The following is a 19,062-nucleotide window of genomic DNA, read 5'->3' on the forward strand; positions in this document are numbered from 1 at the left end:
CGTCATCACCCGAAGGATGCGAAAGGTTTCATGTTTCGGGACCGAACCCCAACCCCGCCAAGGCAACAGGCAACAGGCAACAGGCAACCACACTCAATCACTCCACAAGGGAATAAGACGGGCCTCGGCGTCGAAGAGGGGCCCGGGGAGGAGGTCCCGTCTTTGTCGCCGCCGGCTTGAAGCCGCACCAAAAGGGACCCCACCGCCGGAGAGGGACCGAAACGATCACTCCCGTCTTTGTCGCTGCCTCAACGCACCGCAACCACGCACACGACCAACCCCGCCCGCGAACGAAGGGCCATTGCCGGGCTCCCCAGGCGCCGCCCCGATCATGCGAGACGGGACCGGTCGACCCCGTCGAGCGACAAGCGGTGGCGTTTGACGGACTGTGGTGCTCGGTAGGCGGTAGTGGTCAAGGGATGGGTTGTTCGGCGGGCGATAGTCGGTGGTAGGTGAGCAGTGGTGTTCGACTCGTAACCCTGCTCGGGGCGCCGGGGGCGCCCTGGGGGGCGCTACTCCGCCCCTCTTTACCCACCCGCCGCCGTCCTGCACACCACGAAAGTCCTCGCCAGCCTGACAGCGGCCCGAAAGCGGGTCAAGGAAAAGTTTCTGGGCCTGTGGATAACTCCCGACGGTGGCCTGCGGGGCCTGTGGATAACTCCCCCGAGAGGGCGTGGCCCACCTGCGGATACTTCGGAAACGACGTGCCGTCTTCGAGGACCCACCTCGTCCCTCCAGTCCCGTCTTTGTCGCTGCCTCAGCGCACCGCAACCCTCCACGACACCGATCCCGCCAACTCCACAAGGGCCATTGCCGGGCTCCCCAGGCGTGCCGTCAAACGGCCGCCACTCTCAAGAACCGAACCGAAAAGCGTCCTTCGACCGTCGCCACCCGCCACTCGCCGCCTGGAATCCTTCCTCTCATCGGCTGGGGCACGAGGTTTTATGATGAGAGATGGTCACAGGCGATGGGGGTTGGGCGACGTGGTAGCGCTGGGCACGGAGCAACCGGACACGATCGAGCGGATCGAGGTCCTGCGCGGAGGCCACAAGGCCGACGATCCCGGACTGTTCGGCCCTCTCCCGGGCGTCCGCGTCGGGAATGCGGTCGCGTACGAGTTCGAACTGCCCGAGTGGGTCGAGCCTTGGCCCGGCCGTGCCCGGCTTGAGCGTGTGTTCGTACTGCTCGACCTCGGCATCAGCATGTCGAACCCCTGCTGGCAGGGAGCAGTGAAACCCGACGGCACCGTCATCGACATCCCCGCCACCGAAGAGCACTCGTGGTACGTCGACCTCATCACCGTCGACCGCAGCGCCGGACAGTACGTGTTCCGCGACCTCTTCATCGACGTCAGGGTGCCCACCGACGGGCGCCACTACCGGATGCTGGACCTCGACGACTTCGCCGACGCGATCGAAGGCGGCCTCATCACGCTCGAACAGGCCGTGAGCGGTCTCCGGCGCTGGCAGCGGTTCCTCGACCGGCACCTGCACGAAGGCCGATACCCCAGCGGGAGCTGGACCGACTTTCCCCCGGCGGCCTTCGCTCCGCTGCGCCGGCTTTCCGCGCCGCTGGCCCCACCGGTGAGGTGGAATGGCTGAAGCGCGGTGCCCGCGGCCGCGTCTGCCCGTCAACCGCTGACGCCGCTGCCCACCAGTTCGGGGGCCTTCTCCGGCGCCTGCACGGGCACCGCGATCTTCTCCTCGGCCCTGAACCAGGCCCTTGACGAAGGGGTCGCCAGGCACAAAAGGATCGTCGTCGGCATCGTGGCGCACACTGCGAGCATCGCCCCCGCGCTCACGAAGAACTCCGGGCCGTCCGGGAACGTCGCCGTATAGGCCCTCGCCGCCACCCACACGTACATGCAGAACGGCACGATCGCCAGCGCGTACCAGGCCGCCGCGACCGCCGATGCGTCCCTGCGTCCCAGCCGGGTCGCGATCACCGGCAGCGAGGCCGTCACCGCGGTCGAGATGAGCACCAGGATCCACCGCTGGGCCCCACCGGCGAGCAGCACCTCGATCGTCGTCTCATGACTGGCGGCGGCCGTCGTCGCGGCCAGGAGGAAGTTCAGCCCGAGCGCGTACAGGCCGACGATGGCCGCGAATTCGAGCCAGATCAGGGCCTGCGCCACGCGCACGGTGTTCGGTTTGGTCAAGGAAGGCCCGGTTTGGCTGGCTTTCACTGCGCTCCTAAGGAACCGGGGCGGCGGAGGTCCCGCCGCCGAGTCTGGGGCCGGGGCGGCGCTTTGAACCTTAGCGAATCGGCACAACCTGCGCATCGGCCGGACGGCCGAACATGGCTTGACGGCCCTATATTTGATAGCTACTATCAAATGATAGTTACTATCAGAAAGGGGAAGCCCATGGTCGACTCCTCCCGCCGCTGGTGGGCCATGCTCGCCCTCCTGCTCGGCGTCCTCGTCGTCGGGCTCGACGTGACGATCCTCAACGTCGCCCTCCCCACCCTCGCCGTCGACCTCGACGCCTCCACCGCCGATCTCCAGTGGATCGTCGACGCCTTCATCGTGGTGCTCGCCGCCCTGCTCCTGCCCGCCGGCCTCCTCGGCGACCGCATCGGCCGCAAGAAGGTCCTCCTCGCGGGCCTGGCCCTCTTCGCCGCCGCCTGCGTCCTCGCCGTCCTCGCCGACGGCGTCGCCGTGCTCATCGCCGCCCGCGTCCTCATGGGCATCGGCGCCGCCGTCGTCCTCCCGGTGTCGATGGCGGTCGTCCCCGGCATGTTCACCGCCGCCGAACGCACCCGCGCCGTCGCCCTCCTCACCGCGGGCATGGCCGTCGGCCTCCCGCTCGGCCCGCTCCTCGGCGGCTGGCTCCTCGAGCACTACTGGTGGGGCTCGGTCTTCCTGATCAACCTCCCCCTGATCGCCATCGGCCTCGTCATGGTCGCGGTCTTCCTACCGGAGTCGACCGACCGCGACGCCCCCCGGCTCCAGCCGCTCCCGGTCGCCGCCGCCGTGCTCGGCCTGGCCGCCTTCGTCTACGGCGTCATCGAGGCGCCCGTCGAGGGGTGGACTTCCGCGCCCACACTTGTCAGCGGCCTCGGCGGCGTCCTGCTGCTCGCCTGGTTCGTCGCCTCGCAGCTGCGGGCCGACGAGCCGATGGTCGACCTCGACCTCTTTCGCGACCGGGCGTTCCTGTGGGGCTCGGTCGTCGCCACCGCAGGTTCGATGGTCCTCATGGGCGCCCTGTTCCTCGTCCCGCAGTATCTCCAGATCGTGCAGGGCCACAACGCGTTCGGCACCGGACTGCGGCTGCTGCCGATGATCGTCGGGCTCATGCTCGGCGGCCTGGCGAGCGAGCGGGCGGCCGCGCGCTTCGGCTACCGGGTCACCGTCACCGCCGGACTGGGGACGCTGGCCGCGGGGTGCCTGATCGCGATGGCCACCGGCACCGGCTACGGCCTCGTCGCCACCTGGCTCGCCGTCCTCGGCCTCGGGCTCGGCCTGGCGCTGGTCCCGGCCACCGACGCGGTCCTCGGCTCGCTGCCGCCCCACCGCGCCGCGATGGGCTCTGCCTTGATGCAGACGCTGCGCCAGACCGGCGGCGCGGTCGGCGTGGCCGTCCTCGGCTCGGTGGCCTCCTCGGTCTACCGGGCCCGCCTGGAGCTGCCCGCACTGCCGCCCGAGGCGCGAAGCGCCGCCGAGGAGTCCGTGGCCGGTGCCGCGTCGCTCGGGATGCCCGAGGTCGCCGCCGCCGCGAACGCCGCGTTCACCGACGCCATGACCGCGGTCTTCCTCGCCTGCGCGCTGCTCGCCGGGGCCGTGAAGATCGCCGCGGGCCTGAAGTTCCCGAAGACCATCGAGGCACAATCACAGGATGAGCCGACCCGGACTGCGTGAACGCAAGAAGACCGAGACCCTCCGCCGGATGCAGGAGGAGGCCCTGCGGCTGTTCGAGGAGCAGGGCTACGACGCGACGACGATCGAGCAGATCGCCGAGGCCGCCGGGGTCTCCCCTTCCACGTTCTACCGCTACTTCCCGACCAAAGAGGACGTGGTGGTGCAGGACGAGTACGACCCGATGATCGTCGCGGCCTTCCGGCGGCAGCCGGAGGGCGCGGCGCCGATCGACGCGTTCCGGTCGGCGCTCGCCGAGCAGTTCGCGCAGTTCTCCCCGGAGGACATGGCGCGCCTCCGCGGCCGAGTCGAGCTGGTCCTGTCGGTGCCCGCACTGCGGGCCCGGCAGGTCCAGCAAGTGGTCGCCACCGAGCGGATGATCGGCGAAATGGTGGCCGAGCGCACGGGCCGCTCGCCCGGGGACCTGGAGGTCCGCAACTTCGCGGCCGCGCTGATCGCGACGTGGAGCGCCGGCATCCTCGTGTGGGTCGAAGGCGGCGGCCAGGACGACCTGACGGCCGTCCTGGGCCGCTGCCTCGACCACTTGGAGGCGGGCGTCCCGCTCTGAGACCGGGACACCGCGCCTCAGGCCTCGACGGTCTCCAGCGCCGCGGCGACGGCGTCGGCGATCGGGGTGGTCGGGCGGCCGATCAGCGCGGACAGGTCGCCGTTCCGGTAGGCCAGGTGGCCCAGCGCGATCTCGCCGTCCACCTCCACGAGGACATCGACCATCGACGCCGGGACCCCGGCGCCGAGGAGGATCTCCCGGTGGACCTCGGGGGAGACGGCCTTGACGGTGAACTCCCGGCCGAGTCGGCGGGCGACCTCGGCGCCGTACTCGGCGAAGCTCCACGCCGCGTCACCGCTCAATTCATAAGTCCGGTTCACGTGGCCTTCGCCGGTGAGCACCGCGACCGCCGCCGCGGCGTAGTCGGCGCGCGCGGCGGAGGCGACGCGGCTGTCGGCGCCCGCGCTGGTGATGATGCCGCCCGCGGCGACGGTCCGGTCGAGCTGCCCGGTGGCGACCTCGTGGTACCAGCCGTTGCGCAACAGCACGTAGGGGAGCCCCGAGTCGATCAGGTACCGCTCGGTGGCCCGGTGCTCGTCGGCGAGCGGGGAATCGTCCGCGGCCTCGCCGAGCACGGAGGTGTAGGCGAGCAGCGCGACGCCCGCGTCCTTGGCGGCGTCGATGACGGCGCTGTGCTGCTTGACGCGGCGGCCGATCTCGCTTCCGGAGATGAGCAGCACCTTGTCGCCCTCCCCGAAGGCGCCCTTCAGAGTGTCGGGCTCGCCGTAGTCGGCGACGCGGACCTCGACGCCGCGCTCGGCGAACGGCGCGGCCTTGGCCTCGTCGCGGACGACGACGGCGACGCGGTCGGCGGGGACTCGTTCCAGCAGCTGCTCGACGACGTGCGTGCCGAGGGCGCCGGTGGCGGCGGTGACGACGATCATGATCGTGCTCCTTCAGTCGGTGGTGACGCCATCCTCTCACTTTCAAAACGAAAGTACAATCATTTGGAAAGCACTGTTGCTGGGATAACATCGCACCATGAGCACCGCACCGAACATTCGCCTGCCCGAGGACTTCCAGGTGCTGACGAAGGACTGCCCGTCCCGAGCGGTCCTGGAGCACGTCACCGGCCGCTGGGGCACTCTGGTGCTCATCGTCCTCCGCCAGGACCCCAAGCGGTTCAGCGAGATCCGCCGCAGCGTCGGCGGCATCAACGAGAAGGCCCTCGCCCAGACCCTGCGCGCCCTCGAACGCGACGGCTTCATCGAGCGCCACGCCAGCGACGGCTACCCCTCACGCGTCGAGTACAGCCTCACCGAGCTCGGCTCCTCGACCACCGAACTGCTCTCGACCCTCGCCGCGCACCTCGAGCGCCACGAGTCCGAGGTCGTCGCCGCCCAGACCGCCTACGACGAGCGGCACTGACGCACTGACCGCAGAGGCCCTCAGACCTCGCGCTGGACCATGAAGTCGCAGATGTCGACCAGCGCCTGCCCCACCGGGCCCGACGGCAGCGAGGCGGCCAGGCGCCTGGCGCGCTCCTGGTACTGGTGCAGCGTCGAGCGCGCCTCCTCCAGCGCGCCCGAGGCCCGCAGCAGCTCCAGCGCCTCCGGCAGGTCGGCCTCCGGCACCGGGCCCGAGACCAGCTCGCGCAGCCGCGCGTCGGCCCCTTCGGTGCCCGCCAGCGCGTACAGCACCGGCAGCGTCGGCACGCCTTCGAGCAGGTCGGTGCCCGGCGTCTTGCCCGACTGCTCGGACTCGACGTCGATGATGTCGTCGGCGATCTGGAACGCCACCCCGATGACCTCGCCGAACTCCTCGGCGATCGCGATGGTCGCCTGCTCGGCGCCCGCGAGCCAGGCCCCGAACTTCGCGCACGTGGCGATGAGCGAGCCGGTCTTCTCCGAGAGGATCCCCAGATGCCATTCGACCGCGTCGATGCCCTCGGGCCTGGGCATGGTCTCGTTGATCTGGCCGCGCACCAGCCGCGCGAACGTCGACGCCTGGACGCGCACCGCCTCCGGACCCAGCTCGGCCATGATCTGCGCGGCCTGGCTGAACAGGTAGTCGCCGGTCAGGATCGCGACCGAGTTGTCCCAGCGCGCGTTGGCGCTGGCCGCCCCGCGGCGCACGGCGGCCTCGTCCATGACGTCGTCGTGGTACAGCGTTGCCAGGTGCGTCAGCTCCAGCGCCACCGCCGCGTCCAGGATGCCCGGCCGGGCCGGGTCGCCCAGGTGCGAGCAGGCGAGGGTGAGCATGGGGCGGAAGCGCTTCCCGCCCGCGGTGATGAGATGGGAGCCGGACTCGCGCAGCAGCGGCTGGTCGGTGTCGACGGCCTTGAGGAGCCGCTCCTCCACGGCGTCGAGGGCCTCGCGCATCTGCTCGGCGAAGGCCTCGTCGGTAAAGCTCAGCGCCGCCTGGGCACGTCCGGTGGTCACCACAGGCTCACCTTATCCTGTGCGCGCCGGATCGAGGAGGGGGCGGGAAGCCCGTCCGAGGCGTGGATCGCGCCTCATCGCCGCACCGTGCCGTGCGTGTCGGCGGCGGTGATCCCGGCGCCGGTGAGGATGAACACGGCCGCGAGCGCCATCGCGGCGCACACGACCGTCCAGGCGGCGTTCCAGCCCGCGTGGTCGACGATGAGGCCGAACGCGATCGGGCCGACCGCGCCCCCCGCGTAGACGCCGGTCTGCGTGACGGCGGTGGCCGCGGCGGGCGCATGCGGGTAGCGCTTGGTGACGGCGAAGTTCATCAGCCCCGGCCACGCCCAGCCGAGCGCGAACCCGGCGGCGGTGCCCAGCGGCAGCAGCCACGACTGCCCGGCCATGAGCGTCGCGATACCGGCCGCGCCGCCCAGGAGCATGACGACGATGATGCCGAACTCGCCGCCGCCCCTGCGGTCGGCGATCGCGCCGACGGCGACGCGGGCGATGACTCCGGCCAGGCCCCCGACGGTGAGGTTGATGCCCGCGAACGACTCGGACGCGCCGATGTGGACCGCGTAGCTGGTCAGGAACGAGCTGAGCGGCGTCGCGGCAGCGGCGCTCAGGCATGTGGCGACGGCGAACACGAGCAGGCGCCGGTCGGCCCCGCGGCGGCGGCCGCTCCGCACGGGCACCGCGGGGCGGCCGAGCCCGGCCAGTGGGACGAGCGCGAGCAGCGCGACCGCGGCCCCGGCGACGAACGCCCACCGCCATCCGGCCGTCAGCGCGATCGCCGGAACCGCGAGCCCGGCGAGCGTGGTGCACAGCGGCACCGACGCCTGCTTGACGCCGAACAGCGTCCCCTTGCGGCGCTTCGGGGCCCAGTCGGCGAGAACGGTGTTCGCGGCGAGCTGCCCGAGGCCGTTGGCCGGGGCGCTGATCAGCAGGAAGACGGTGAGGACGATCGGGTGGTGCGCGGCGGCGGCGACGGCGAGCATCGAAGCCGCGGTGAGACCCACCGCGAGGCGCGCGGCGATCGGGGCGCCGAAGCGCTCGACCAGGCGTCCGGAGGGGACGGCGGTGAGGCCGCAGACGGCGAAGTAGAGCCCGGCGATCAGGCCGATCGCGTCGACGTCCATGCCCAGCTCGCCGGTGATCTGGACGGCGAGCCCGCCGAAGAGGAACACCGGCATGACCGCGGCGACGCTGACGCTCAACGCGGTGGCGACGGTCGAGGAGGTCGTGGGCGTGGTGGGCACGGTGGCAACCGTACTCCGCGGCCTGAGCGGTGAGCAGGTGTCACGAGTTCGGGTGAAGCGTCTTGACGCGGCCACTGAGGGTGTGCGAGCCTCATGGTACTGAACGAGGTCGGAGCGACCACGAAGTGCAGCGACTCAGGTGGGAGGAGCCGCCGCACTTCGATTATGTGGTGTGTATGACCGCGGCAACGACGAGGAAGTTGGTGGGGACTCGACGCCGCCGCCGCGGATGTTGTTCGGCACTCGGCCGAAGCCGAGTCTCGAACGGTGCTGACATGTTGATACTGCCCGTTGCGGGAGCCTGACGCAAGCAGCTGTTGTTTATATAGTTAGATTCACTGTCCAAGCGGCGCCGGGAAGGTCCCGGCCCGCCGCGAGAAGAGTGGACGATCGGCAAACGGAGCGCAGCATGGTGGAGCAGCGGCGACCTGACGGCAGAGCGCGCAAGCACAGCGGCATCCAGCCGCGCGGCCGCGACGAGCCGACCAAGATGATCCAGAGCGTCCAGCGGGCGCTGCGCATCATGGAGATCGTGGGCCGCCACTCCGGCGGCGTGTCGGCGCAGCGCATCGCCTTCGAATGCGGCCTCAACCGCGCCACCGCCTACAACCTGCTGCGCACCCTCGTCTACGAGCGGTACCTGCGCCGCGACGACGAAGGCCGCTACTCGCTCGGCCTGGAGGTCTCCGACCGCTACTCCGAGCTCACGCAGGCCATGGCGGGTCCGCGCACCTGCGGCGACTTCATGCGTCGCATGTCGACTGAGACGGGCTACTCCACGTTCGTGGCGAAGTTCGTCGAAGGCCGGCCCGCCGTCACGTCGGTGACCGAAGGCAACCGCAGCCCGCACGTCGAGGACCTCATCGTCGGCTTCGACGACGGCGCCCACGCCACCGCCCTCGGCAAGGCCCTCTTGGCGACGCTGCGGTTCACCGAGCGCGCCATGTTCCTCAAGGCCGCCGGGATGCGCCGCTTCACCGGCAAGACGCTCACCGAGCCCGATGCGCTCGAGCACGACCTGATGGTCTACTCCGAGTCCGGCGTGTACGCCGAGATGGGCCAGTTCCAGGACGGCGTCGGCTGCGCCGCGGTCGTCGTGCGCGACGCCGACGACCCGGCCGAGCGGGTCGTGCTGGCCGCGGCCATGCCGCTGTCGGACATCGGCCGGTTCTGGCCGGTGCTCACCAAGCGGCTGCGCCGCGCCGCCGTCGAACTCCAGCCGCTGCTGTGAGGCGGTGGCCCCGCGGCTCTCGCCGCGGGGCCGATGCCGGGTCTACTCGTGGAAGCCCTGGTAGACGCATCCGGTGATGCCATGGCACAGCCGCATCCGGTAGGCCAGCCCTTCGAGTACGTTGTAGCCGAAGGTGACGTAGGAGCCGGCGCCCTCGCCGTTGTGCTTGCAACGCTGCGTGATCCAGCCGCCCTTCGGCGAGTAGAGCTGCACGCAGCCCTCGATGCCGTAGCCGTCGGCCCACGAGTCGTAGACTCGGAAGTCGTCGCCGTCGTCGACGTGCTGCATGGCCCCCACCTGGCGGCCGTCGATGTCGGAGGCGATGAGCCAGGTGTCCCCGGCCATCGCGGGACTGGAGAGCCCGGCGATCATCGCCACGCCCACGGCGCAGGTGACCCCGAAGCGGATCAGCCACTTCTTCATTCGTTTCTCCTTCTGTCGCATGGATACCGCAATAGGCGGCCCACCGTATGCATACGCGACGTATGCGACAAAAGGTTGCCAAGGGAGCGGGCTTTTTCGCTGCGGCGCAACGAAAAAGGCCGACCCAGCTGGGCCGGCCTCCTTGTTGGTGATTTAGAGCACGGTCCAGGTGTCGCCGGAGTGCAGCAGGCTGTCGAGGGCCTCGCCGCGGTCGACGCCCGCGGCGGCCTGGTCGACCTGGCCGCGCACCAGCTCGTCATAGGTCGGGCGCCGCACGTTCCGGAACACGCCGATCGGCGTGTGGTCCAGCGCCGTGCCCGACAGTCGCGACAGCGCGAAGGCGTACGCCGGGTCGTCCACGTCCGAGCGGTGGACGACGACGTCGGACTCGTCGACCTCGTCGGCGCCCTTGACCTCCAGGCCGTACCCCGACTGCACGACGGCCTTGTCGCCGAACCGGATCGGCTGCCCGTCCTCCAGGCGGATCAGGGCCTCGTCGCGCGTGTCGGGGTTCTTCAGCGTCTCGAACGCGTCGTCGTTGAAGATCGGGCAGTTCTGGTAGATCTCGACGAACGCCGAGCCCTTGTGCTCGGCGGCGGCCCGCAGCACCTGCTGGAGGTGGGCGCGGTCCGAGTCGAGCGTGCGGGCCACGAACGTGGCCTCCGAGCCCAGCGCGAGCGAGAGCGGGTTGAACGGCGCGTCCACCGAGCCCATCGGGCTGGACTTGGTGAGCTTGCCCGACTCCGAGGTGGGGGAGTACTGGCCCTTGGTCAGCCCGTAGATCCGGTTGTTGAACAACAGGATCTTCAGGTTCACGTTGCGGCGCAGCGCGTGGATCAGGTGGTTGCCGCCGATGGAGAGCGCGTCGCCGTCGCCGGTCACCACCCACACCGACAGGTCCTGGCGCGAGGTGGCCAGGCCCGTGGCGATCGCCGGGGCGCGGCCGTGGATCGAGTGGATCCCGTACGTGTTCAGGTAGTACGGGAACCGCGAGGAGCAGCCGATGCCGGAGATGAACGCGATCTTCTCCCGTTCGAGGCCCAGCTCGGGCAGGAACGACTGGACCGCGGCCAGGATCGCGTAGTCGCCGCAGCCGGGGCACCAGCGCACCTCCTGGCTCGACTTGAAGTCCTTGGCCTTCAGCTTCGGAGCGTCCAATTTCACCGCGTCAGCCATTCTTGATGACCTCCTCCAGGGCGTCCTGCAGTTCGTTGGAGGTGAACGGCAGGCCGCGCACCTTGTTGTAGCCGACGACGTCCACGCCGGGGAAGGCCCCGCGCAGCAGCAGCGAGAGCTGGCCGAGGTTCATCTCGGGCACGACGACCTTGTCGTAGCGGGCCAGGACCTCGCCGAGGTTGGCGGGCATCGGGTTGAGGTAGCGCAGGTGCGCGCGGGCGACGGGGACGCCCTTGTCGCTCAGGCCGCGGACGGCCGCGCCGATCGGGCCCCACGTCGAACCCCAGCCGAGGACCAGCACGCTGGCGTCCCCGGCGTCCTCGACTTCGAGGTCCGGGACGGGAATCCCGGCGATCTTCGCGGCCCTCGTGCGGACCATGTGGTCGTGGTTGGCCGGGTCGTAGGAGATGTCGCCGGTGCCGTCGGCCTTCTCGATGCCGCCGATGCGGTGCTGGAGGCCCGGGGTGCCCGGGACGGCCCACGGGCGCGCGAGCGTCTCAGGGTCGCGCTGGAACGGCAGGAACACCGGCTCGCCCTTGGCGTCGGTGCCGTTCGGCTCGGTGGCGAACGCGACCGACAGGTCCGGCAGGTCGCCCATGTCCGGCAGGCGCCACGGCTCGGCGCCGTTGGCGATGTAGCCGTCGCTCAGGAGCATGACCGGCGTGCGGTAGTGCAGGGCCATGCGGGTGGCCTCGAGCATCGCGTCGAAGCAGTCCGAGGGCGACTGCGGGGCGACGACCGCGATCGGGGCCTCCCCGTGGCGGCCGAACATGGCCATCAGCAGGTCGGCCTGCTCGGTCTTGGTCGGCATGCCCGTGCTCGGCCCGGCGCGCTGCACGTCGATGACGACCAGCGGCAGCTCCAGCGACACGGCCAGCGAGATCGTCTCGGACTTGAGCGCGATGCCCGGACCCGAGGAGGTGGTGACGCCGAGCGCGCCGCCCCAGGAGGCGCCCAGGGCCGCTCCGGCCGCGGCGATCTCGTCCTCGGCCTGCACGGTGGTGACGCCGAAGCGCTTGTGCTTGGACAGCTCGTGGAGGATGTCGCTGGCCGGGGTGATCGGGTAGGCCCCGAGGAACACCGGCAGCTCCGAGGCGACCCCGGCGGCGATGACGCCCCAGGCCAGGGCCTGGTTGCCGGTGATGTTGCGGTAGGTGCCCGCCGGGAGCGTCGCCGGGGGGATCTCGAACCGGACGGCGAAGGACTCGGCGGTCTCGCCGTAGTTCCAGCCCGCCTTGAGCGCGGCGATGTTGGCCGCGGCGATGTCGGGCTTGGAGGCGAACTTCTTCTTCAGGAAGTCCTCGGTGACGGCCGTGGTGCGCGAGTACATCCACGACAGGAGGCCGAGCGCGAACATGTTCTTCGAGCGCGCCGCGTCCTTCTTGCCGATGTCGTGGTCCTCGAGCGCGGCGATGGTGAGGCTGGTCAGCTTCACCTCGATGAGCTGGTAGTCGTCCAGCGAGCCGTCCTCGAGCGGGCTGGCCTCGTAGCCGACCTTGGTGAGGTTGCGCTTGGTGAACTCGTCGGTGTTGACGATGACGACGCCGCCCCGTTTGAGGTCGCGCAGGTTCGCCTTGAGCGCGGCCGGGTTCATCGCCACCAGCACCTCGGGCTCGTCGCCCGGGGTGAGGATGTCGGAGTCGGCGAAGTGGATCTGGAAGCTCGAGACGCCCGGCAGCGTCCCGGCGGGTGCACGGATCTCGGCGGGGTAGTTGGGCAGGGTCGAGAGGTCGTTGCCGAGCTTGGCGGTCTCCGCCGTGAATCGGTCGCCGGTGAGTTGCATGCCGTCACCGGAGTCCCCCGCGAAGCGGATGACGACCCGGTCGAGCTGCCGGACGGTATTCACCAAGTTCTCCTCATGCGGGTTGACGGGCACGCGCGGTCGTGCGGTGTGTGTACGGGCTCCGGAGCCGGGCTCCGCTGTGGCCGCTACATGCGATGCTACGCGTGGGGCGGCTCCCCGTGCCAGCCATGCGTCTATTGCGCGACACAGGCGACACTGGCGGTTGCCTCGCCTCTCACCTTGTGGGATACCGGGATCCGGTCGGCCTTTCAGGACACCTGATCGTCGGTCGTCGGCGACGACGGTGTGGTCTGAGTCTCGCCCGAATCGGGGGTCGCCGTGGTCTCGGACGAGCTCGGGTCGGTGGTGGGCTCATCGTCGATCAGGACGAAGGCCGCACCGTCCCACTCATAGCGCGCCGTCCATGTCTCGGAGGCGGCGCCGAGCCCTTGGAGTGTAATCACCCCGTCCTCGACGCCCGCGAGCTCGGAGAACCGCTGTGACTCGTCTGGCTGCTGCCACACCCAGGCGAAGTGGTCGAGGCCGTCCTCCTGCGGCAGGAACGCCGCCACCGCGGTCCGGTCGCCGCATCCGAGGGCCAGGATCGCCTCGGGGGAGTCGTCGCCGTCGATGTCGCCGCTGGCGTGCGCGAGGATCGACCAGTCGGTCTCGCCGGTGAACTGCCAGGACTCGAAGTCGACGGCGATGTCGCCGCCGGCGCACTCGCCCCATTCGGCGACGAGCACGGACTGCCCGGCGCCCTCGGGCACCGCGGTGTCCTCGGCGGCGGGCTCCTCGTCCTCCGCCTCGGGGGTGGCCGGGTCGGCGACCTCGGCGTCGGTCGTGTGGTCGGAGGCGGGCGAGTCGTGCGCCACGGTCGCCTGCGCGTCCTCCTCGGGCGCGCTGGGGAGCGAGCCGATGGTCTGGGCGACGGCGAAGCCGCCCGCGGTGACGGCGGTGCAGGCGCCCACGACGGCCGCGAGGGAGGCGAGGCGGCGCTTGCGCAGCGAGGCCGGGCTCGACATGATCAGGTCGTCGACCGGCGGCGGCTCGAACGCCCTCGGGGCGTCGGCCTTGTAGGCGGCGAAGGCGGCCTTGACCGCGTCGTCGCCCCGCTCGGCGACGTCGTCGCCGTACTGATGGGCGTTCATCGGCGGTCCTCCTTCACCGATGCCCGGCGGCTCTGCGGACGGGGCACCTTGGCGGTGCCGGTGGTCCGGCGCGGGCGGATGCGGATCGGCATCGTGTCGGGATCGGCCTTCTCGGGGGCTTCGTCGGAGAGCAGCTCGGCCAGTTCGCGGCGGCCGCGGTGGAGCCAGGACTTGACGGTGCCCTCTTTCGCGCCGGTGTGCTCGGCGATGGCGGCGATCGACATGTCGGCCATGTAGTGCAGGACGAGCGCCTTGCGCCGCTTGGCGGGGACCTGCTGGAGGGCCGCCACCAGGGCCACGTGGTCGGGGCTGGCCGCGGGGGCGTTCTCCGGCGGGGTCGACTTCTGGAGGAACTTGCGCACCACCTGGTTGCGGCGGTGGCGGCTGGTGGCGAGGTTCCAGGCGACGCGGCGGACCCACGCGACCGGCTCCTCGTACCCGCCGACCTTGTCCCAGCGCTGCCAGGCCCGCAGGAACGCCTCCTGGACGAGGTCCTGGGATTCGGTCGCGTCGCCGAGGTACGCGCACACCTGGGCAGTGAGTTCCGAGAAGTGGTTCTCGTAGAGGTCGGTGAAGTCCGCCTCCGTTCGCACATCCGCTCCAGCACAGGTAGGGGGGACAAGGGCAGCAATCGAGTCCGGGCGGGCGAACCCGGCGGTCCCCATTGTCGCGTCTGAACGCGCGGGGAGGCGAGGCGGGGTGGGGACGACGGCCGTCGGCCCTGGTGTCCGGGCGTACGCGCCGGTAGCGGGGGCGGCCGGACGCGCGTGGAGGCGCGCCGTGGTCGCCTCCGGCGCGGAAGCGGCCCGGCGGTGCGCGCAGGGACGGGCGGCCGCGCGCGGGCGGGCGCGGCGGTGCGTCGTCAGTGCGCTGGCGGCGGTCATGCGTGTTCCTCCACGGCCTCGGGGAGCCGTACTGTCGTGGGCGGCTGCGGTGTCCAAAATCGTGGGACTCGCCGCAATTCCTCTTCGCACACCTACACGTCTGACCGCGGCGTGCGGTTGCGGTGTGCGGAAGAATATTTCCCTCGCAACCGGACTGGGTGACAGCACTTGCACAGCGGTGCCGCGGTGCGGCCGCACGGCTTCCCTCCAGTGGCGCAGCGCACTATGGTGAGTGCATGGACTCCTCCCATCTCGGTGACTACGCCGTCTTCGGGGTGCTGCTGCTGGCCGGGTTCGCGTTCGTGGCCGCCGCGATGACGGCGAACCGGCTGCTGCGCCCCGCTCCTCGAAGCCCGCGGGACGCGCCTCGGCACGGCGGCCCCGCCGAGGTGAAGGGCTCGACCTACGAATGCGGCGTGGACCTCGCATCCGACCATCTCGCCTCGCCGCACGCTCCGCATGTCGGCGACAACTGGGCCCAGGTGCAGATCCGCTATTACGTGTACGCGTTCCTGTTCGTCCTGTTCGCCGTGGAGGCGGTGTTCCTGTTCCCGTGGGCGGCCGTGTTCGCCGCGTTCGGCGCCGCCGCGGCGGTCGAGATGGGCCTGTTCGTCGGCGTGCTGGCCCTCGGTCTGGCCCACGCGTGGCGCAAGGGGGTGCTCCGGTGGGCGTGAGGCTGCCGTTCCCCGCCCGCCGCTCGGGCCGATCCACGGCGCGCAAACCCGCCGAGGGCGGTGCGGAGGACGGCTCAGGCACCTCCACGGCGCACGCGCTCGCCGAGAGCGGTTCGAGCACGTCTACGGCCCACGCCCTCGCCGACGGCGGCGTGCTCGGCGAGCCGATCCGGTTCGTCCTCAACTGGGGCCGCCGCTATTCGCTGTGGGTGTTCAACTTCGGGCTCGCCTGCTGCGCCATCGAGTTCATCGCCGCCTCGATGAGCCGCCACGACTTCATGCGGCTCGGGGTCATCCCGTTCGCGCACTCGCCGCGCCAGGCCGACCTCATGGTCGTCTCCGGCACGGTCACCGACAAGATGGCCCCGGCGATCAAGCGCCTCTACGACCAGATGCCCGAGCCGAAGTACGTCATCTCGTTCGGTGCCTGCTCCAACTCCGGCGGCCCGTACTGGGACTCCTACTGCGTCACCAAGGGCGTCGACCAGATCATCCCGGTGGACGTGTACGTCCCCGGCTGCCCGCCGCGCCCCGAGGCGCTGCTGCACGGCATCGGCGAGCTCCAGAAGCAGATCGCCGACGAGCCCCTCCGAGTGGGCCCGCGCGCCGGCAAACCCAGCGGCGGGAAGCCCGGTGCCGGCAAACCCAGCGCCGCGAGACTGCGCTCCCCGCTCAGGAGGCGCAATGCATGAGCTTATATCTTATAGGATATACTACATAAGATTCGCTACTGTCAAGATTATATCTTATAAACTATATTCTATAATCTTCCTTTTCTTGAGTGTCGCGGTGACTGCGCCAGTTCGCCTCGCTCAACCCTCGCCCTGTTCCCCCGTTTTCCCGAGTGTCGCAGCGGCCACGCCTCAAGCCTATAGGATATATCCTATAGGATTTGTTTCGACCGGAGGCGGCAATGGCTGATCCCTGGGAGGACCGCGTCCGCGACGCCTTGGGCACCGAGGAGCTCGCCCTCGACGGCGCCCGCGCCGTCGTCGACGTACCGGCCAGGCGCTGGCGCGAGTCGGTCCGCATCTGCCGCGACGAGCTCGGCTGCGACTTCTTCGACTGGCTCTCGGCCGTCGATGAGAGCGAGATCGGGAGTGGGAGCGGGGTCAAGAGCGGGACCGGGAGCGAGGGCAAAGGCGGCAGCGGGGTCGAGCGCGAGACCGAGGACTCCGGCCCCCAGATCCGGATCGTGGCGCACCTGTGGTCGATCGCGGCCAGGCGCGGCGTGCTGCTCAGGACCGCCGCCGACGGCCCCATGGACACCGTCACCGGCCTCTACCCCGGTGCGTCCTGGCACGAGCGCGAGACGCACGAGATGTTCGGCGTCGACTTCACCGGCCACCCGAACCTCGCGCCGCTGCTGCTGCCGCCCGAGTTCGAAGGCCACCCGCTGCGTAAGGACTTCGTGCTCGCCTCCCGCGTCGTCAAACCCTGGCCGGGCGAGAAGGAACCCGGCGGCGGGCGTGAAGGCGCGCGCAAGCGCGCCCCGAAGCGCCCGCCCGGCGTCCCCGAGAATTGGGGCCGCTCCGATGCTTGAGATCGCGGTCAAGCTCGTCGGCGTCGTCGCCGCGTTCCTGATCCTGCCGCTCCTCGTCGGCCAGACCGAGCACAAACTCATGGCCCACATGCAGGGGCGGCTCGGCCCGATGCACGCCGGGCGCTTCCACGGCTGGGCCCAGCTCATCGCCGACGGCGTCAAGTTCGCGCAGAAGGAGGACCTCGTCCCCGACGGGGCCGACAAGCCGGTCTTCAAGCTCGCGCCCGCCGTCGCGCTCCTCCCGTACCTGCTGGTGCTGCTGTTCATCCCGCTCGGGCCCGGCGACCTCGTCGGCTCGAGCCTGGAGATGGGCCTGTTCGTGGTGCTCGCGCTCGTCGGCGTCGGCGTGCTGGCCGTGCTCATGGCCGGCTGGGCCTCGGCCAACAGGTACACGCTCATTGGGGCGCTGCGCGGTGCCGCGCAGCTCATGGCCTACGAGTTGCCGCTGGTGCTGGCCGCCGCGTCCGTCGCCGTCGCGGCGGGGACGCTGAGCCTGCCGGAGATCGTCGAGACGTGGGAGCCGTGGTGGCTGCTGTGGCAGGCTCCGGCGGCGTTCGTGTTCTTCACCGCCGGGGTCGCCGAGATCCGCAGGCCGCCGTTCGACGCGCCGGTGGCCGACTCGGAACTGGTGTTCGGCTACCTCACCGAGTACGCGGGGCTGCGGTTCGCGCTGCTGCTGCTCGCCGAGTACGCCGGGATCGTGGTCATCTCGGCGCTGACGTCGGTGCTGTTCCTCGGCGGCTGGAAAGGACCCGGGCCCGACTCGCTCGGCTGGCTGTGGACGCTGGTGAAGACCGGCGCGCTGTCGATGGTCGTCATCTGGCTGCGCGTGGCCTGGCCGAGGCTCAGGGTCGATCAGATCCAGGCGCTGTGCTGGAAGGGCCTGGTGCCGCTCGCGCTCGCGCAACTCGTCGTGACGACGGTCGTCGCGCTCGCGCTGCGCTGAAAGCTCAGGCGGCCTTCGACGCGCTCTTCGATTCCGACTTCGCGGCGGGCTTGGCCTCGCCCTTGGAGGCGGACTCCTTCTTCTCGGCCTTCTTCTCGCCGTTCTGGGAGCCGTTGCCGCTCAGCGAGCTCGAACCGGTCGAGCGGGAGTCGGTGCGGTAGAACCCGCTGCCCTTGAAGGTGACGCCGACGTTGCCGAAGACCTTGCGCAGGGCGCCCTTGGTCTCGCAGGAGGGGCAGTCGGTCAGGCGCGCTTCGCTGAACGACTGGTGGCGGTCGAACTCGTACCCGCACTCCTTGCAGCGGTATTCGTAGACAGGCACGTCTCTCCTCCAGCGGTGGCAGGCCAAATCGGCGGTCAGCGGGGTCGCCGAGCCGGGTCGCGCTCAGACCGGGATCGACATTAGCACTCAACACACTGGAGTGCTAATCCCATCCCGCCTGGCAGTGACGATTCCCGCAGTCGCCTCGGCCACGGCCGACCGGCGGCCGCGCGGCCGCCGGAGCTGCCGATGTTCCGTGAACGGGGCAGCGCGCGTCACCCGGCGGGCGTGTAGCCGCCGGTCGGGGTGACCACGCCGGTCACCGGCCGGTCGTGCCGCTCCGCGGGCACCGCGAGGCCGAACTCGCCGTCGCGCAGCAGCGCCACCACCGGCACCGCGGGAGCGAGCCGCGCCAGCGCCCGGTCGTAGCAGCCGCCGCCCCGCCCGAGCCTGATCCCGTCATGTGAGACGGCCAGTCCGGGGACGATCACGGCCCCGGCCCGCCCGATCGCCTCGACGCCGCACGCCGGGGCGACCTCCTCGCTGCCACGAGGCCCGGTCAGCGCGATGCCGCTCCACGGCCGCTCCGCCGTGCCCGGAGTGACCACATGGGACCCGAGCACGGTCCAGTCGAGGTCGTTGTCCGGCAAGGTGACCGGCAGCAGCACCGTATAGCGCTCGGCGAGCCGCTCGGGCAGTTCGCGCCGCAGCATCGCGCACGGCTCGGAGCCGAACGGCCGGTACGCGGCGACCGTCGCGCCCTCGTCCAGCGCCTCGTCGAGGAACGCCCGCAAGGCGTTCCACGTCGCCGCGTCGGCCGCCGCCCTGTCGCCGGGCGGCATCGCCTTTCTGGCGCCCAGGAGCCGCGTCCTGGCGTTATCCTTTGCTGTGATCACGATGCTCCTCACTGTGATCGCCGCTCACCTCGGCAACCTCCACC

At 70.6% G+C, this 19,062-nt stretch carries 20 protein-coding genes; 9 read left to right on the forward strand and 11 right to left on the reverse strand.

What is annotated here, in order from left to right:
• Positions 1–983: 983 nt before the first annotated feature.
• Positions 984–1,601, forward strand: coding sequence for a DUF402 domain-containing protein (locus tag H613_RS0116945; protein ID WP_342673022.1), 618 nt, complete (start codon positions 984–986; stop codon positions 1,599–1,601).
• Positions 1,602–1,630: 29 nt separating this feature from the next.
• Here H613_RS0116945 and H613_RS0116950 read toward each other — a convergent pair whose 3' ends face one another.
• Positions 1,631–2,185, reverse strand: a complete 555-nt coding sequence (locus H613_RS0116950; protein WP_169732018.1) for a hypothetical protein — start codon at positions 2,183–2,185, stop codon at positions 1,631–1,633.
• Positions 2,186–2,365: 180 nt separating this feature from the next.
• On the opposite strand from H613_RS0116950, the gene H613_RS27255 reads away from it, so the two are divergent.
• Together H613_RS27255 and H613_RS0116960 are read left to right on the forward strand one after the other, a co-directional pair.
• A complete protein-coding gene (locus H613_RS27255) occupies positions 2,366–3,859 on the forward strand; it encodes a DHA2 family efflux MFS transporter permease subunit (protein WP_084546711.1) in 1,494 nt (497 codons plus the stop codon).
• On the forward strand, positions 3,837–4,424 hold the full coding sequence (locus H613_RS0116960) for a TetR/AcrR family transcriptional regulator (protein ID WP_026924742.1): 588 nt from the start codon (positions 3,837–3,839) through the stop codon (positions 4,422–4,424). The genes H613_RS27255 and H613_RS0116960 overlap by 23 nt, the downstream gene beginning before the upstream one ends.
• A gap of 17 nt (positions 4,425–4,441) precedes the next feature.
• Here H613_RS0116960 and H613_RS0116965 read toward each other — a convergent pair whose 3' ends face one another.
• Positions 4,442–5,311 (reverse strand): NAD(P)H-binding protein, encoded by an 870-nt coding sequence (locus H613_RS0116965; RefSeq protein WP_026924743.1) that lies wholly within the window; start codon positions 5,309–5,311, stop codon positions 4,442–4,444.
• A gap of 94 nt (positions 5,312–5,405) precedes the next feature.
• Between H613_RS0116965 and H613_RS0116970 the strand changes: the two genes are divergently transcribed.
• Complete coding sequence (locus H613_RS0116970) at positions 5,406–5,792, forward strand: winged helix-turn-helix transcriptional regulator (protein WP_026924744.1); 387 nt, start codon at positions 5,406–5,408, stop codon at positions 5,790–5,792.
• Between the two features lie 20 nt (positions 5,793–5,812).
• Here H613_RS0116970 and H613_RS0116975 read toward each other — a convergent pair whose 3' ends face one another.
• Positions 5,813–6,805 carry a polyprenyl synthetase family protein gene (locus H613_RS0116975; RefSeq protein ID WP_245598593.1) on the reverse strand — a complete coding sequence of 331 codons (993 nt, stop codon included), beginning with the start codon at positions 6,803–6,805 and terminating at the stop codon, positions 5,813–5,815.
• Between the two features lie 74 nt (positions 6,806–6,879).
• Positions 6,880–8,049: an MFS transporter gene (locus H613_RS0116980; protein ID WP_026924746.1), complete on the reverse strand. Its 1,170-nt coding sequence runs from the start codon at positions 8,047–8,049 to the stop codon at positions 6,880–6,882.
• A 409-nt stretch (positions 8,050–8,458) separates the two neighbouring features.
• Here H613_RS0116980 and H613_RS0116985 point away from each other — a divergent pair, with 409 nt between their 5' ends.
• Positions 8,459–9,280: an IclR family transcriptional regulator gene (locus H613_RS0116985; RefSeq protein WP_051393475.1), complete on the forward strand. Its 822-nt coding sequence runs from the start codon at positions 8,459–8,461 to the stop codon at positions 9,278–9,280.
• Positions 9,281–9,322: 42 nt separating this feature from the next.
• Here the strand turns inward: H613_RS0116985 and H613_RS27260 are convergent, their stop codons facing one another.
• The 5 genes from H613_RS27260 to H613_RS27265 all read right to left on the reverse strand — a co-directional run bounded on the left by H613_RS27260 (position 9,323) and on the right by H613_RS27265 (position 14,406).
• Positions 9,323–9,703, reverse strand: coding sequence for a hypothetical protein (locus tag H613_RS27260; RefSeq protein WP_051393476.1), 381 nt, complete (start codon positions 9,701–9,703; stop codon positions 9,323–9,325).
• A gap of 153 nt (positions 9,704–9,856) precedes the next feature.
• A complete protein-coding gene (locus H613_RS0116995; RefSeq protein ID WP_026924748.1) occupies positions 9,857–10,879 on the reverse strand; it encodes a 2-oxoacid:ferredoxin oxidoreductase subunit beta in 1,023 nt (340 codons plus the stop codon).
• On the reverse strand, positions 10,872–12,725 hold the full coding sequence (locus H613_RS0117000; protein WP_026924749.1) for a 2-oxoacid:acceptor oxidoreductase subunit alpha: 1,854 nt from the start codon (positions 12,723–12,725) through the stop codon (positions 10,872–10,874). The genes H613_RS0116995 and H613_RS0117000 overlap by 8 nt, the downstream gene beginning before the upstream one ends.
• 206 nt (positions 12,726–12,931) lie before the next feature.
• Positions 12,932–13,813, reverse strand: a complete 882-nt coding sequence (locus H613_RS0117005; protein ID WP_026924750.1) for a hypothetical protein — start codon at positions 13,811–13,813, stop codon at positions 12,932–12,934.
• Positions 13,810–14,406, reverse strand: coding sequence for an RNA polymerase sigma factor (locus H613_RS27265; RefSeq protein ID WP_211234862.1), 597 nt, complete (start codon positions 14,404–14,406; stop codon positions 13,810–13,812). Before H613_RS27265 ends, H613_RS0117005 begins: the two co-directional genes overlap by 4 nt.
• A gap of 527 nt (positions 14,407–14,933) precedes the next feature.
• On the opposite strand from H613_RS27265, the gene H613_RS0117015 reads away from it, so the two are divergent.
• From H613_RS0117015 to H613_RS0117030, 4 genes are all read left to right on the forward strand, one after another.
• Positions 14,934–15,371, forward strand: a complete 438-nt coding sequence (locus H613_RS0117015; protein ID WP_026924751.1) for an NADH-quinone oxidoreductase subunit A — start codon at positions 14,934–14,936, stop codon at positions 15,369–15,371.
• A gap of 152 nt (positions 15,372–15,523) precedes the next feature.
• Entirely contained in the window at positions 15,524–16,063 is a 540-nt protein-coding gene (locus tag H613_RS0117020; RefSeq protein WP_026924752.1) for an NADH-quinone oxidoreductase subunit B, read from the forward strand.
• A gap of 221 nt (positions 16,064–16,284) precedes the next feature.
• Positions 16,285–16,914: an NADH-quinone oxidoreductase subunit C gene (locus H613_RS27270; RefSeq protein ID WP_051393477.1), complete on the forward strand. Its 630-nt coding sequence runs from the start codon at positions 16,285–16,287 to the stop codon at positions 16,912–16,914.
• Positions 16,907–17,860, forward strand: coding sequence for a complex I subunit 1/NuoH family protein (locus H613_RS0117030; RefSeq protein ID WP_035738417.1), 954 nt, complete (start codon positions 16,907–16,909; stop codon positions 17,858–17,860). Before H613_RS27270 ends, H613_RS0117030 begins: the two co-directional genes overlap by 8 nt.
• Positions 17,861–17,864: 4 nt before the next feature.
• Here the strand turns inward: H613_RS0117030 and H613_RS0117035 are convergent, their stop codons facing one another.
• Positions 17,865–18,182, reverse strand: coding sequence for an FmdB family zinc ribbon protein (locus tag H613_RS0117035; RefSeq protein ID WP_026924754.1), 318 nt, complete (start codon positions 18,180–18,182; stop codon positions 17,865–17,867).
• Positions 18,183–18,397: 215 nt separating this feature from the next.
• Positions 18,398–19,018 (reverse strand): 5-formyltetrahydrofolate cyclo-ligase, encoded by a 621-nt coding sequence (locus tag H613_RS0117040; RefSeq protein WP_026924755.1) that lies wholly within the window; start codon positions 19,016–19,018, stop codon positions 18,398–18,400.
• Between the last annotated feature and the right edge of the window lie 44 nt (positions 19,019–19,062).

Source organism: Glycomyces arizonensis DSM 44726 (assembly GCF_000482705.1).
GTDB lineage: Bacteria > Actinomycetota > Actinomycetes > Mycobacteriales > Micromonosporaceae > Glycomyces > Glycomyces arizonensis.

Coding starts and splice junctions, on each gene's coding strand:
- H613_RS27255 (WP_084546711.1), top strand. CDS start 2,366: ATGGTCGACTCCTCCCGCCGCTGGTGGGCCATGCTCGCCCTCCTGCTC.
- H613_RS0116960 (WP_026924742.1), top strand. CDS start 3,837: ATGAGCCGACCCGGACTGCGTGAACGCAAGAAGACCGAGACCCTCCGC.
- H613_RS0116970 (WP_026924744.1), top strand. CDS start 5,406: ATGAGCACCGCACCGAACATTCGCCTGCCCGAGGACTTCCAGGTGCTG.
- H613_RS0116985 (WP_051393475.1), top strand. CDS start 8,459: ATGGTGGAGCAGCGGCGACCTGACGGCAGAGCGCGCAAGCACAGCGGC.
- H613_RS27260 (WP_051393476.1), bottom strand. CDS start 9,703: ATGAAGAAGTGGCTGATCCGCTTCGGGGTCACCTGCGCCGTGGGCGTG.
- H613_RS0116995 (WP_026924748.1), bottom strand. CDS start 10,879: ATGGCTGACGCGGTGAAATTGGACGCTCCGAAGCTGAAGGCCAAGGAC.
- H613_RS0117005 (WP_026924750.1), bottom strand. CDS start 13,813: ATGAACGCCCATCAGTACGGCGACGACGTCGCCGAGCGGGGCGACGAC.
- H613_RS0117015 (WP_026924751.1), top strand. CDS start 14,934: ATGGACTCCTCCCATCTCGGTGACTACGCCGTCTTCGGGGTGCTGCTG.
- H613_RS27270 (WP_051393477.1), top strand. CDS start 16,285: ATGGCTGATCCCTGGGAGGACCGCGTCCGCGACGCCTTGGGCACCGAG.
- H613_RS0117030 (WP_035738417.1), top strand. CDS start 16,907: ATGCTTGAGATCGCGGTCAAGCTCGTCGGCGTCGTCGCCGCGTTCCTG.